Below are 12,539 nucleotides of genomic sequence, written 5' to 3'. Positions count from 1 at the left end.
GCTGTACTTCTCGTAACGGCACTTAACGGAATGGAACGTGCATAGACCTCGCTTACCAGGTTTTACCCGAGGTCTCCCCATGCGCCATCTCGATACCGATTGCCTTGCTGCTTTTGTTGCTGTCATCGATTGCGGCGGGTTCACCACTGCCGGTGAGCGTATCGGCAAGACCCAGGCAGCTGTCAGCCTTATGCTGGGCCGGCTGGAGGCCCGGGTCGGGCGCAAGCTGTTGGAGCGATCTCGCCGTGGCGTTACGCTGACGGAGCACGGTGAACGGCTGATCGGCTACGCCAGGCGTATCCAGATGCTCGAAGACGAGGCGCTTGCCGCACTCGATTGCGGGCAGGAAGCCACTCGCGTTCGTATAGGCATGCCGGATGACTATCTTGAGTCGCTGGGCTGCGAGCTCATGCAGGCGTTCACCCTGCGCCATCCGCATCTGCAGGTAGAAATCATCTGTGATTTTTCTTCTCGCCTGGAGTCCATGATTACCGAAGGTAGCATCGACCTGGCGATCATCACCCGCTCCGGTACCAAGGTGCAGGGTGAGTTACTTAGGTGCGAACCGATGTTGTGGTGCGCAGCGCCGGGGCATTTTCCCGAGCAGCAGAAGGTTTTGCCGTTGTCGTTATTTACCGAAAGCTGCCGGGCGCGTCCGCAGATCATTGAGGCGCTGGATCTGTTGGGTACGCCCTGGCGGGTGGTCAGTTCTTCATCTCATCTACCGGGCGTCATGCATTCGGTTCGGCTAGGCAACTCGGTGACGGTATTGCCCGCTTCAGTTGTTCCATCTGGCTGGCGCATCCTGAAATCCGAGCAGTTGCCCCGGCTGCCGAGCATCGAACTGGAGCTGCTGGTGCCCGAACATGCCCTGTTGAATACCCGCCGCCTGGCGCATTTCGTCCGTGATTGCTTTCAGGCCGAAAGCCGTTCTGAAAGCGAGTCTCAAAGCGAGGCGATTGCAGCTTTGTAGCCTTCAAGCACCGCTTGCAGCGCTTTTTCCTGATGCGCAAAGGTCAGGTAAGTTCGGCCAAAGGCAAACGGCATGCTCATGACCCGTTCGCGGCGCAGCGCCTTGTGCAGCGCGAGCGTCCACGCGCTGTCAGCCACGTGCGCCGCATCAGCGTAGGTTCTGGGTGGCGTCGCCGAGGGCCATAACGTGAACACTGACCCGTAACCCGTACTGCTCACGGCCATGCCTTTGCTGGCAAAGGCCGCGACCAGTTGGGCGCGCAGCTGGTCACCGCGTGTCAGCAGTGCGGCATAGTTGGCGGTCGCCAGTTGCTTGAGGGTTGCCAGTACTGCAGCGCACGCTGGCGGCGCTCCGCTGTAGGTGCCGGCGCGTACGATTTTTCCCTGCTCGAAAAGCCCCATGTATTCGGGTTTGCCAACCAGCGCGGCGACCGGAATACCACTGCCGATTGCCTTGCCGACCGTGGCCAGATCAGGCTCGGCACCCAGCAGCGTGCCGGTCAGCCCTGGACACAGGCGCAACCCCATCAACACTTCATCCAGGATAACCAGTGCGCCATTACGGTGAGCCAGATCGCTGAGGTGCTTTAAATAGCCCGGCGCAGGCTCAATGCAGCCCGCGTTGGCCAACACGGGTTCCACCACCAGGGCCGCGATGTCGCTGTAATCGCGAAACAGTTGTTCGGCATCCTCAAAATCGTTGTAGCGCAACAGCAGCATGCCATCACGTTCAGGCCGGGTTGTGCCGCTCATCAAGGCCGAGGCCTGCCCCGCATTGCCAAAGGCTACCGAGTCGTACCAGCCATCATAGCCGGCAGCGAACTTTACAATGCGCTGGCGACTCGTCGCCACGCGCGCGGTGCGGCAGGCCAGGTGCACGGCTTCGCTGCCAGTGTTGAGGAATATCACCTGGCTGAGATCGCCGGTGAATGTCGCCAATGCGGCAGCAGCGGCCTCCTCGTCCGCGTGGGCAAAGGAAGGCATCGGGCCGTTGAGCATTGCTGCACTGGCCGCGGCCATGACCTCCACCTGAGCATGGCCAAGCATGGTTGCACCAAAACCCATTGCGGTATCCACGTAACGCACGCCCTTGCTGTCCCACAGCCACGGCCCGTTAGAGCGTGCGACATTGAAAGCCTGGCCGTCAATTTCGGGCAAAGCGCGGCCGCCGCTGGAAATTCCACCGATCAAATGTTTCATCTTTATTCTCAGGAAATGGGAGGTATCAATAGCCCATGACGCGGGGCAACCATTGGGTCAGATTCGGGAAAAACACCAGCAAGGCGATGGCAAACGCCGTGGCGATCCAGAACGGTATCAATCGTCGTGAGACGGAGCCGATATCAATACGCCCGACATTGCACACCACAAAGATGTTGGTGCCGATAGGCGGAGTGAACAGCCCCCAGCCCAGGGTCATGGTGAAGATCAGACCGATCTGGTAGGGCTCGAAACCTGCCGCCTTGGCAACGGGCACCAGAATGGGCGCGAGGATGATCATGGCCGGGCCGAGGTCAAGCCAGAAACCGACGACCTTGAGCACCAGAATCACCAGCAATATGGTGACCAGCGGGCCGGTATGCAGGCCGACAATCCAGGTGGCCACGGTATGGGGCACCAGTTCGAAGGTCAGGATCCAGCCAAACGGCATGGCCACGGCCATGATGATCATTACCGAGCCGGTGGTGGTCACCGCTTCGGTCACGGCCGGGAACAGATCGCGCCAGCCCAGTTGTCGATAGACAATGGTGCCGACGAACAGCGCATAGAGTACCGACAGCGACGCCGCTTCGGTGGCCGTGGCAAAGCCGGTCACTATCGCCCCGAGCACCATGAACGGCATCAGCAATGCCGGCAGCGCACCACCGGTGTCACGCAGGAACAGGCCCCAGTCCATCTTGCCTTCGGCTTTTGGAAAGCCCTCGCGAACCCCGACGATGTAGGCGGTCATCATGAAGACTGCGGCGAGCATCAGGCCAGGGATCACGCCGGCCATGAACAGACCACCGATGGACGTATTGGTCAGCACGCCGAACATGATAAGGATGACGCTCGGCGGTACGATAATGCCCAGCGTTCCAGAGGCTGCGGTAACAGCGGCGGCGAATGCACGTGGGTAGCCGCGTGCTTCCATCACTGGAATCATGACCTTGGCAACGGTACCGGTATCGGCTGTGGCTGATCCGGTCAGACCGCCATAGACGAACGCAGTGGCCACGTTCACCAGCCCCAGTCCGCCGCGCAAACGCCCGAAACAGTGCTCCGCAACGCGCATGATGCGCAGCGTCAGGCCTCCACGGTTCATCAACTCTCCGGCCAGCAGAAACAATGGAATAGAGGCCAGGGTGGATGAGTCCGCGCCGCGCAGTGTCTGCTGGGCGAGCCAGGCCAGCGGCATGTGCAGATCACCCCACAGCAGGGCCGCGATACTGCCACCGGCCATCGCCCAGACGACGGGCAAGCCCGCCATCAGCAAACAGAAAAACGCCAGAAAAAGGATCAGCACGGTCATGGGCGTACTCCGTTGCGAATCAGGCGTGTCAGACGAACCACAGCCAGTAGCGCAAGCATCGCGGCGGCGCTGATCAACGCCAGTGAACTCAGCCCCGCGGGCCAGCGCAGCACAGGGGTCGGCATCCAGCCAGTGCGTGAAATGAACGCCACACCGCTGCTCAGCAGCCATGCGCTGATCCCCAGCAGGGCCAGGCTGGCAAAGGCATCCAGCGCCTTTTGCAGAGAGACTGGCAGCATGCTCACCAGCCCCTGGAATCGCACGTTCTCGTGCCTGATTTCAGCGATCACCGCGCCAATGAACGTCACCCAGATAAAACCGATGGTGGCGATCTCGAACGACCATTCGAAGCCATGCAGATTCAGGTAACGCGAGAGGACGCCCGCCAGAATGGACAGAAAGGTCACGGCGAACATCAGCGAGCCGAATACAGCAAGGCAGCGTTCAGCCAGGCTGCTGGGTGGTTGGTCGGGATGCGGGCTGATAGACATGGCGTCACTCGCCTTGCGCGTCGTGCCGCAGCTGGCTGACGAAGTCTTCGCCCCAGACCTTGCCGAACTGGGCATACACCGGGTTGCTCAACTCGCGGAATGGACGCGGGTTGACGTCATTGAACTTCACGCCTTTGCCCTGCATTTCCTGCTGAATCTTGCTGTACACCGCTTCCAGCTGCGAGCGATACCAGGCTGTGGTGTCTACCACGGCCTTGTCGAGAGCAGCCCGATCAGTTGCGCTCAGGCTTTCGTACTTGTCCTTGTTGATGAACCAGAAGTTAGCCGACCACACGTAGTTCGAGAGCGAGACATATTTGGCGACCTCGTACCACTTCTGGTCGTAAAAATCGCGCAGCTCGGGCTCGACACCGTCCACTACACCCGATTGCAGCGAGGTATAAACCTCGCCAAACGGAATCGACTGCCCCAGACCGCCCAGTTGCTTGATGGTTGCCAGGATCACGGGGTTAGGCGGCGTACGTATTTTCAGGCCGCTGAGGTCTGCGGGCTGAAGTATCGGGTGTTTGCTGTTGGCGAACTGGCGAAAGCCAGAGTCCAGCGCCGAGAGCATGACGAAGCCATGATCCTGGCCCATGCTGAGGAATTTCTTGCCGGCTGCGCTATCGAGGTAGGCATGCACGGCGACCGAATCTTCGAACAGAAATGGCAGCGACAGCGCATTCAGGCGTGGATCAATGCCGTCAGTCGAGCCGCCCAGGCCAATGTCGATGGCTCCTGCGCCGACCGAATCGACAATAGGCGCTTCGTCACCCAATTGCCCGTCGGGATAGACCTGTACGTTCAATTCGCCCTTGGTCTCAGCGCTGACCTCGGCAGCAAAACGTGTCATCGCCTGATTGATCAGGCTGCTGGAGCTTGAGGCGTGGGCTAAACGTAACGTCTGGCCCGCCATTGCGGCATTTGCACCGATCAGCAAAGCCAGCCCGGTCAAGGCTCCGAGAACAGCGTTTAGACGAGATGGGAATCTGAGCATGGCGGCGAACCCTACGTTGAATAGCGTTGCAGCCATTAACCATGAGTGCGGACCGTAGCGTCAATTGAGAGATGGCTTTTTGCGATTAGGATGCTTAATGCATCTATACATTTATTTATGGATGCCACTTCCTGCCATTCCAACGTTCTCAGTCAATGCGCCAGGCCCTGAAAATCCGCGTCATGAGGGGATCATCGCGAGCAAAGCCGGGCCCGCAGCCGAAAGCGCCCCAACCACGTTTCCAGTATCGGGTGTTGCTTCATCCGCTTATGAATCAAGTGAGGAAAACCCCAGTCAACTGACTCGGAACCCATCGGTCGACGCCTCGAGAGGCGAGCCGTTACTATCGGCGGATGACTAAAGGAGCGCTTTGATGTTTCACGTTATGTTCAGCCTGCCCTGCCTGTACGTTATCGCCAGGTTCTTGTGGCCAATGCCGTGGGCGCTATCAACCAGAATTGCCGTTGCTCTGCTGCTTGTTCTAGCCTCGCAATATCACCTGTATTGCCGGTTTTCCTCCGGAAGCGTGTTCTCGCCGGAATTTCCACGCGACCTTGTGATGCTGTTCAACTGGGCGTTTGGCGCGATCCTGTTGCTTGCGGTGTTGCAAATCATCGTCGATATCGGAACGTTGCTGACGATGTTGCTGCGCCGAAAAATACTGACCATTCCGGCCAATCTGCGCTACGTCATCGGTGTGGCGGCCCTGGTGCTGGCGGCAATCGGCGTGCAGCAGGCCGTGCGCGTGCCACCTGTGAAAGATATCCAGATCGCGATCAAAAACCTGCCTGTGCAATTCGAGGGCTACAAGGTATTGCAGCTGACTGACATGCATATCAGTCGCCTGTTTGACGCGCCGTGGACACAGGCGGTGGTGCAGCAGTCGAATGCGCTGGGAGTGGATCTGATCGTCATCACCGGCGACCTGATCGATGGCTCGCTCAGCGACCGAAAGCAGGATGTCGAGGCTTTACGCGATTTACGGGCACCGGACGGCGTGTATGTCATACCCGGTAATCATGAGTACTTTTTCGACAACCAGACGTGGATGCAGCACTTTGTCTCGCTGGGGATGGTGCCACTCGCCAACAGCCACACCCTGATCGAGCGCGACGGCGCACGGATCGCTTTGGCCGGGGTCACCGATGTGACCGCACCAAAGACCGGCTTCCCCGCGCCAGACGTTGAAAAAGCCATAGCAGGCATCGCAAAAGACACCCCGATCATCCTGCTCGACCATCAACCCAGAAACGCGCGAGAAACTGCGGCTAAAGGCGTTGCTGTACAACTTTCCGGCCATACCCATGGCGGAATGATCTTCGGTCTTCACCGCCTGCTGGCCCTGGCCAACGGGGGATTTGTGTCGGGACTTTATGATGTCGGCGGGATGCAGCTGTACGTCAACAACGGCACCGCACTCTGGCCCGGATTTGCCATTCGTCTTGGCCAGCCTTCGGAGTTGACCCGGATTACGCTTCGGCGGGCGATGTAGCTTGCCATTAGTGGGGCGCCATATCCCGTGCGCCCAACGTTCGCGCTACCCGGCAATGGCTCGCGCCCTTACCGGCCCGTCGGGCTCGGCCATTGCCAGCAACGCTGTCACCTGGGCCAAAGGCAAGGGCCGTCCGAACAAGTAACCTTGAGCAAAATCGCACTCATGGGAGGCTAACCAGTCTGCCAGCCCCTCTTGCTCGACTCCCTCGGCGGTGATTTTCATGCGCAGACTTTTACCCAGAGCGAGGATGGCCTTGACCATCTCATTCTGGTTCTCAAGAGTCGTATCAAAGAACGATCTATCGATTTTTATCTTGTCGATGGCCAGTTTGGTCAAATGATAAAGCCCTGAATAGCCCGTACCGAAATCGTCCAGCGCTACGCTCACACCCATAGCGCGCAAGCGCTCCAGGTTCAGGCGTGCACTGTCGACGTTGGCCACAAGGGCATTTTCCGTCACTTCCACTTCCAGCCGTCTCAGTGGGAATTTACCTTCGCTGGCCACGTGCGCCAACCAGTCGGGAAAATCGACACTTTCGATCATCAATGAAGTGACGTTGATGGCCAGCGTAAAATCGCTCGGCCAGTCACGCGCCTGATCGAAGGCCTGAAGCAGGAGACTTTCAGTGAGCTGCTTGATTAGCCCCAGCTGTTCTGCCACGGGTATGAAGTCAAGCGGCATGATAATTCCGCGCTCGGGGTGCAGCCATCGCGCCAATAGTTCGAACCCTGCGAGGCGTTGCTCCGGAAGATTGACAATAGGCTGATAGAACGGCTGGATTTTTTTTTCCTCAATAGCCTGTCTCAATTCCTGCGCGAACAACTCCTGTTGGCGTTGTTCGCGCTCGAAACTGACTTCATAAAAGTTAAACGTGGCGCGGCCGCCGTTCTTGCCTCTGTACATGGCGCTGTCGGCATGCTGCAGCAGGATGTCGGCATCCGAACCGTCCAACGGCGCAATTGCAATGCCCAGGGTCGCACTAAGCGCTAAACGCGGAAAATTCGCACTGGACTCTGCGATTTTAGCCAACACACTTTCAGCCAGCGTTGCCAGTTCAACCTGACTGAAGTCACCACTGACCGCCAGACCGAACTCGTCCCCGCCGAGTCGAGCTACGGAAGCCTGCCACCCTATTGTCGCGTCTCGCAGACTTTCCGCAACGGCGCAAATCGCCGCGTCTCCCACTGCATGCCCGTGGGTGTCGTTGATCAGCTTGAATTTATCCAGATCGATCAGGAAAACGGCGGTTTGCGAAGATGGCTGCTCCAGGCGCGCAACCAGCTGCTCGTGAAACACGCGCCGATTGAGCAGGCCAGACAAAGGATCGTGACGGGCCAGAGAGTCGCTGAGCGCCTGCGACTTCAGCAAGTCGTTGTAGCTGTCTTGCAAGCGTTGCATCAGGCGCTTCAAAAGAATGAACGGTACGACCATCGACAGCAACGCAAACCCGGTCGACGTCAATACAAAACGCCAACGCTCGGCATCTTCGAAGTCTTGATCATACGGCAAGTTCATGGCGTACATAGCGAAGGACTCAAGCTTGAATTCCCACGCCATGGCCAACAAAAAAATAGAAAACAGGTAAAGCCACAACAGGGTGTAAAGGTATTTACGAACCATGTGCGGACTGCGAATGAATGACATGAACGCTACGCTCGAATGACGGCAGGTGTACGACTGCAGGCAGTTCAGCGGTCGCCAGACTTCACGCTTACCGGCATTCGCTAAGCCCTATTGCCCCTTGCCAGGATGATGACCGGGAACACTACCGGGCTCGATAGTGTTCCGCCGTTTGCAACTAACTCGAGCGCTGATCGACAAACCGACTGACGGCTCGAACTACGGTGTTGGCGCCTTGCTGGATTTCCTGCATGACACGATCTGCATCGTTAGCCAGCACCAGCGCCTCGGAAGCCTGCTCGGTACTACGCACAATCACACCCACGGCATCTGAAGCAAGGCTCTGATTGGTCTTCACGACGTTTACGATTTCTTCTGCCGCTTTGGTCGTGCGGGAGGCCAACTGGCGTACCTCGTCGGCCACCACCGCGAACCCCCTGCCCTGTTCGCCCGCCCTCGCGGCTTCAATAGCTGCGTTCAACGCAAGCAGGTTGGTTTGTTCGGCGATTCCACTGATGGTTTTTATGATCGTTCCAATGACCTGACTTTGAGAGTCCAGTGCCTCGATGCCCCGCGTGGCCTCTTCCATCGAAATTGTCAGTTGGCCCAGCATCTGCAGGGTGTCCTTGATGACTTTTCGGCCTTGCTGTGCACTGCCGTCGGTATCGATAGATGTTTGATAGGCCATCTCCGACGCTTCAGCGACAGCTTTCTCACGCTCAACCTGTTCAGTAATCACCGTCGCAAACTTGGCGATTTTATAGAGCTTGCCATTGGCGTCGGTAATCGGGTTATAGGACGCTTCCAGCCATACATCACGACCGGACTTGTCGACGCGCCGGAAACGGTCAACGATAAATTCACCCCGACGCAGCCTTTCCCAAAACAGCGTATAGGCGTCGGAGGCAGACTCTTCAGGCAAACAAAACATTTTGTGATGTTTTCCCTTTATCTGATGTAACTCGTAACCCATTGCTTTCAGAAAGTTGTCATTGGCTGTAATGACTATTCCATCGAGGGTGAAGTCAATAACAGCGGTGGACCGTTGCAGCGCGTTCACGAGGGCTTCGTTCTCGCGAGAGGCTTCAATGGTGCGCGTCAAAACGCTTGAGTACAGCGTGATCTGCTCCACGCCGCCGGTTTCGTTCTTAAAGGGAACGACCACGGTTCTCAACCACACCATGGCCCCTGTTTTGCTGACCAGGCGCAAGGTGCCGCTGAAATGTTTGCCGTCCCGAATAGCCGCCAGGGCGCGCTTCTGGTGAACATCACCGCTCAGTTCTGGCGGGCTCAGTTCAGAAAGACTGCGCCCGGCAATCTCGGCTTGTGCATAGCTCAGCTCTGTCTCGAACAAGGCATTGACTGACTGCACTTTGCCCGCCCCGTCCAGAACGGCGGCAACTGTCTCCAGATTCAGAATTTGCCCTGCCTGTTCAAGCATGGCGAGGCGGCGCTCCAATGCCTTGTTGGTTTTTTTCAACTGAGAGTTAAACATTGCGGCTATCCGGGACAGTTTGGGCTTGCCACCTTCATCGGTCATAGAAGCGAAATCTTTAGCGCCCCGCCAACTAAACGCCGGAAAAACCTGGTATACATTCTGAAGTCTTATTTGGGATCCAAGTTGCCTTTTTGGTCGTACGATAACGGTTAATGCATAACGATTAATTACAAGTTCGCATGAAATGAAGCTGTAAGCTGGTTGTCAATCAGCTATTCACCTGAATAATAGCTGAACAACACGCTGATGGCGTCTGTGTATAGTCATGCAGAAGGCTGGAAAGGAGATTTATTCATGTCAGAACCGCGCATTCGTGCCCTCGCTCTTTGCGTCTTTCACCACCAGGGAAAAATACTGGTCAACGAATTTCACGACGTCGTTGCAAAGCAAACGCTTTTTCGCCCTCTTGGCGGAGGCATTGAATTTGGCGAACGGAGTATCGATGCCGTGGTCCGGGAAGTGTATGAAGAACTGGGCTTTTCGATCAGCAACGTTCGGTTGATTGGCACGTTGGAGAGCATTTTTACCTACGCGGGCAAGCGAGGGCACGAGATCGTGCAGGTCTACGATGCAAGATTTGACGACGCAGAAATCTATAAGAAGCCCTGGCTGGACGGCCTTGAAAGCGACGGGGCAACTTTCAAGGCCGCGTGGCATTCTGGCTCCAGTTTTACCCGTGAATCTACGCTTGTACCTGAAGGGCTGTATGATCTACTCAAGAATGCGTCTCTGCTGGATTAATGTGCTAACCGGCAGCAGGTGCTTTATCCCTGTCCAGTCGTCGCAAAAACTCCTCCCGTTTCTCATGGTCCGCTTGTTCCTTGGCCAGCAACCCAGGCAACAACTCACTCGCCTGCTGCGCACTCAGGATGAACACTCCGTCGTCATCGCCAATGGCAATGTCTCCCGGATTAACGACAACCCCACCGATATTGATCGGCCCATTGAGTTCACCACGTTCCCCCAGACTTCGCGTGGTTACCGCACTGATACCTCGGCTGAATACCGGCAGACGATGTTCGCGTAAGGCGGCGATGTCGGTAACCGCACCTGAGATGACTACGCCAGCCAGGCCTTTGATGAGCGCGGTCAGGGTACGCAGTTCGCCCCAGCAGGCGCAATGATCGTCACCGACGCATTCAATGACCAGCACGTCGCCAGGCAGACTGTTAAGCAATGCATCGCGCAGGATGCTGCCGTCGGGCAGCTCTACTTTGACTGTAACCACGTTGCCGACCAGTCGAGCGCCGTCGAACAGCGGTCTGATCCCTGGCAGATAGCCGCTGTCGGTCAGGTGGCCGATGGTGGAGGCGGCAATGCCCCGGTATTGCTCTATCACGGCGTCGCTGAGCTGTTGCTGGCGGTGTGCAATGTGCTTGTTCATCGACATTTTTTTGGCCTCAATAACGGGCAGGTCGAGCAATACTCGACGGGGTTGCTGGCGTCGTAATAGAAGCAGCAGGTGCGTCGAAAACGGATGCTTTTGCCTTCGGCTTCCAGTAAAACCGGTGGCCGGCGGAAATGTTTCAACGGGTTGTAGTTCAGGCCGAACAGCGCCGGGTCGGCCTGATTCAGCAGCCAGTCGAAATCGGCTTCATAGCGCTGTCGAATCGCCGGATCTTCAACCTTTTCCATGCGTTTGTCGTACAGCGAATAGACACGTACGGCGGTGTTTTCCCAGAGGATGCGCCGGGAAATGCCAGTGATACGGTTGAAGGTCTCCCACAGCGGCTGCAGCAGGTCGCGGAACAAGGTGCCGACAATCACCTCCCGCCACGCCTCGCGGGTACCCGGTTCATAACCCACAGGTGCTACGTCGTCCAAGGGCATTGAAGAGGTCCACAGGCCGTCATCGTGTGCGTATTCGATCACGCTGTTGTCCAGCGACAGGATCAAGCCCTTGTCGTAGACCGACATGGCGTACAGGCAGGCACCGGTGCTCAGGAAGGAAAAGCGCTTGGCCAGCAGTGACGCGGTGATCGCCTGCGTCGGAGAGCCGATGACCGGCCCCAATGCTGCAAGCAATTGTTCGCACACGTTTTCGTCCAGCAACGCACTGGCTGGCAACGAGCGGGTATCGCGGTCAACTGCGTGTTTAAGGCGCAACGCCCCGGACAGCAGTGCCCATTCGGGCTCGCTGAAAGCCTGTGCCAGGCTCATTGCGGCAGTTCCCGGCCAAAGGGAATGCACAGCGGCGTACCAAAGAACGGGTCGGCGATGATCCGGCAATTAAGGCCGAAGACCTGCTTGACCAGTGCTTCACTGAGGATGTCGGCCGGACGCCCCTGGGCGAAGGCGGTGCGCTCGTGGACGGCGACCATGTGATCGGCATAACGGCAAGCCAGGTTCAGATCATGCAGGACCATGACGATGGTCTTGCCTTCCTGGCGATTGAGGTCGCGTAACAAGTCCAGCACTTCAATCTGATGAGCCAGGTCGAGAAAGGTCGTCGGCTCATCCAGCAATACGATGTCGGTATCCTGGGCCAGCGTCATGGCGATCCACGCGCGCTGACGCTGGCCGCCTGACAGGGCATCAACGGGCCGCTCGGCCAGTTCCTGCATACCGGTCTGCGCCAGTGCCCGTTCGACCATGGCTTCATCCTGAACGGACCATTGCTGCATCCAGTTCTGATAGGGATAACGGCCCAGCGCCACCAGTTGACGTACGCTGATGCCCTCTGGCGCGCTTGGCATTTGCGGGAGAATCGCCAGTTCGCGCGCGACCGTAGCAGTGGATTTCTGGTGGATATCGGCACCGTTGAGCACCACAGTGCCCTGCTGCGGCTTGAGCAGACGCGCCAGGGATTTGAGCAAGGTGCTTTTGCCGCAACCGTTACTGCCGATCAGCACGGTCACCTGGCCCGCGGGCAACTGCAGATCAAGGCTGTCGATGATCACCTGCCGCTGGTAACTCAGGGTCAGGTCATGGGTTGCGATTGACGCCATCCGTAA

Annotated in this window: 12 protein-coding genes; 3 read left to right on the top strand and 9 right to left on the bottom strand. The window is 57.7% G+C overall.

The features are described 5' to 3' along the window. Positions 1-79 precede the first annotated feature (79 nt). Complete coding sequence (locus tag RYB09_RS21510) at positions 80-973, top strand: LysR substrate-binding domain-containing protein (RefSeq protein ID WP_058408590.1); 894 nt, start codon at positions 80-82, stop codon at positions 971-973. Here RYB09_RS21510 and RYB09_RS21505 read toward each other — a convergent pair. Genes RYB09_RS21505 through RYB09_RS21490 form a run of 4 tightly spaced genes read right to left on the bottom strand, consistent with a single transcriptional unit; the run spans position 946 to position 4,972 of the window. Beyond that, positions 946-2,172, bottom strand: a complete 1,227-nt coding sequence (locus tag RYB09_RS21505; RefSeq protein WP_316890132.1) for an aminotransferase class III-fold pyridoxal phosphate-dependent enzyme — start codon at positions 2,170-2,172, stop codon at positions 946-948. The genes RYB09_RS21510 and RYB09_RS21505 overlap by 28 nt on opposite strands. A gap of 25 nt (positions 2,173-2,197) precedes the next feature. Further along, the gene (locus RYB09_RS21500) at positions 2,198-3,484 is read right to left on the bottom strand and encodes a TRAP transporter large permease (protein WP_230018759.1); all 1,287 of its coding nucleotides are present in this window, start codon (positions 3,482-3,484) and stop codon (positions 2,198-2,200) included. Further along, the gene (locus RYB09_RS21495) at positions 3,481-3,975 is read right to left on the bottom strand and encodes a TRAP transporter small permease (RefSeq protein ID WP_058401357.1); all 495 of its coding nucleotides are present in this window, start codon (positions 3,973-3,975) and stop codon (positions 3,481-3,483) included. Before RYB09_RS21495 ends, RYB09_RS21500 begins: the two co-directional genes overlap by 4 nt. 4 nt (positions 3,976-3,979) lie before the next feature. Continuing rightward, positions 3,980-4,972 carry a TRAP transporter substrate-binding protein gene (locus RYB09_RS21490; protein WP_316890131.1) on the bottom strand — a complete coding sequence of 331 codons (993 nt, stop codon included), beginning with the start codon at positions 4,970-4,972 and terminating at the stop codon, positions 3,980-3,982. A 373-nt stretch (positions 4,973-5,345) separates the two neighbouring features. On the opposite strand from RYB09_RS21490, the gene RYB09_RS21485 reads away from it, so the two are divergent. Then, positions 5,346-6,464, top strand: coding sequence for a metallophosphoesterase (locus RYB09_RS21485; protein WP_058408593.1), 1,119 nt, complete (start codon positions 5,346-5,348; stop codon positions 6,462-6,464). 45 nt (positions 6,465-6,509) lie between these two features. Here RYB09_RS21485 and RYB09_RS21480 read toward each other — a convergent pair whose 3' ends face one another. Both RYB09_RS21480 and RYB09_RS21475 read right to left on the bottom strand, forming a co-directional pair. Next, the gene (locus RYB09_RS21480; RefSeq protein WP_316890130.1) at positions 6,510-8,111 is read right to left on the bottom strand and encodes a putative bifunctional diguanylate cyclase/phosphodiesterase; all 1,602 of its coding nucleotides are present in this window, start codon (positions 8,109-8,111) and stop codon (positions 6,510-6,512) included. A 154-nt stretch (positions 8,112-8,265) separates the two neighbouring features. Next, on the bottom strand, positions 8,266-9,627 hold the full coding sequence (locus RYB09_RS21475; protein WP_080394912.1) for a PAS domain-containing methyl-accepting chemotaxis protein: 1,362 nt from the start codon (positions 9,625-9,627) through the stop codon (positions 8,266-8,268). A 252-nt stretch (positions 9,628-9,879) separates the two neighbouring features. Here RYB09_RS21475 and RYB09_RS21470 point away from each other — a divergent pair, with 252 nt between their 5' ends. Then, on the top strand, positions 9,880-10,326 hold the full coding sequence (locus RYB09_RS21470) for an NUDIX hydrolase (protein WP_080394913.1): 447 nt from the start codon (positions 9,880-9,882) through the stop codon (positions 10,324-10,326). Positions 10,327-10,330: 4 nt separating this feature from the next. Here RYB09_RS21470 and RYB09_RS21465 read toward each other — a convergent pair whose 3' ends face one another. From RYB09_RS21465 to RYB09_RS21455, 3 genes are read right to left on the bottom strand one after another with little or no spacing between them, the layout of a single operon-like run. After that, the gene (locus tag RYB09_RS21465) at positions 10,331-10,969 is read right to left on the bottom strand and encodes an RraA family protein (protein WP_316890129.1); all 639 of its coding nucleotides are present in this window, start codon (positions 10,967-10,969) and stop codon (positions 10,331-10,333) included. Continuing rightward, the gene (locus RYB09_RS21460) at positions 10,966-11,745 is read right to left on the bottom strand and encodes an IucA/IucC family C-terminal-domain containing protein (protein WP_058401351.1); all 780 of its coding nucleotides are present in this window, start codon (positions 11,743-11,745) and stop codon (positions 10,966-10,968) included. The genes RYB09_RS21465 and RYB09_RS21460 overlap by 4 nt, the downstream gene beginning before the upstream one ends. Then, positions 11,742-12,533, bottom strand: a complete 792-nt coding sequence (locus RYB09_RS21455; RefSeq protein ID WP_058401350.1) for an ABC transporter ATP-binding protein — start codon at positions 12,531-12,533, stop codon at positions 11,742-11,744. Before RYB09_RS21455 ends, RYB09_RS21460 begins: the two co-directional genes overlap by 4 nt. Positions 12,534-12,539: the final 6 nt, after the last annotated feature.

Origin of the sequence: Pseudomonas syringae group sp. J254-4 (assembly GCF_032586855.1) — a bacterium.
Taxonomy (GTDB): Bacteria; Pseudomonadota; Gammaproteobacteria; order Pseudomonadales; family Pseudomonadaceae; genus Aquipseudomonas; species Aquipseudomonas amygdali.
Note: the sequence above shows the minus strand (reverse complement) of the source record. Positions and strands in the feature narration are given on the sequence as shown.

Coding starts and splice junctions, on each gene's coding strand:
- RYB09_RS21495 (WP_058401357.1), bottom strand. CDS start 3,975: ATGTCTATCAGCCCGCATCCCGACCAACCACCCAGCAGCCTGGCTGAA.
- RYB09_RS21475 (WP_080394912.1), bottom strand. CDS start 9,627: ATGACCGATGAAGGTGGCAAGCCCAAACTGTCCCGGATAGCCGCAATG.
- RYB09_RS21490 (WP_316890131.1), bottom strand. CDS start 4,972: ATGCTCAGATTCCCATCTCGTCTAAACGCTGTTCTCGGAGCCTTGACC.
- RYB09_RS21465 (WP_316890129.1), bottom strand. CDS start 10,969: ATGAACAAGCACATTGCACACCGCCAGCAACAGCTCAGCGACGCCGTG.
- RYB09_RS21510 (WP_058408590.1), top strand. CDS start 80: ATGCGCCATCTCGATACCGATTGCCTTGCTGCTTTTGTTGCTGTCATC.
- RYB09_RS21505 (WP_316890132.1), bottom strand. CDS start 2,172: ATGAAACATTTGATCGGTGGAATTTCCAGCGGCGGCCGCGCTTTGCCC.
- RYB09_RS21500 (WP_230018759.1), bottom strand. CDS start 3,484: ATGACCGTGCTGATCCTTTTTCTGGCGTTTTTCTGTTTGCTGATGGCG.
- RYB09_RS21455 (WP_058401350.1), bottom strand. CDS start 12,533: ATGGCGTCAATCGCAACCCATGACCTGACCCTGAGTTACCAGCGGCAG.
- RYB09_RS21460 (WP_058401351.1), bottom strand. CDS start 11,745: ATGAGCCTGGCACAGGCTTTCAGCGAGCCCGAATGGGCACTGCTGTCC.
- RYB09_RS21480 (WP_316890130.1), bottom strand. CDS start 8,111: ATGTCATTCATTCGCAGTCCGCACATGGTTCGTAAATACCTTTACACC.
- RYB09_RS21485 (WP_058408593.1), top strand. CDS start 5,346: ATGTTTCACGTTATGTTCAGCCTGCCCTGCCTGTACGTTATCGCCAGG.
- RYB09_RS21470 (WP_080394913.1), top strand. CDS start 9,880: ATGTCAGAACCGCGCATTCGTGCCCTCGCTCTTTGCGTCTTTCACCAC.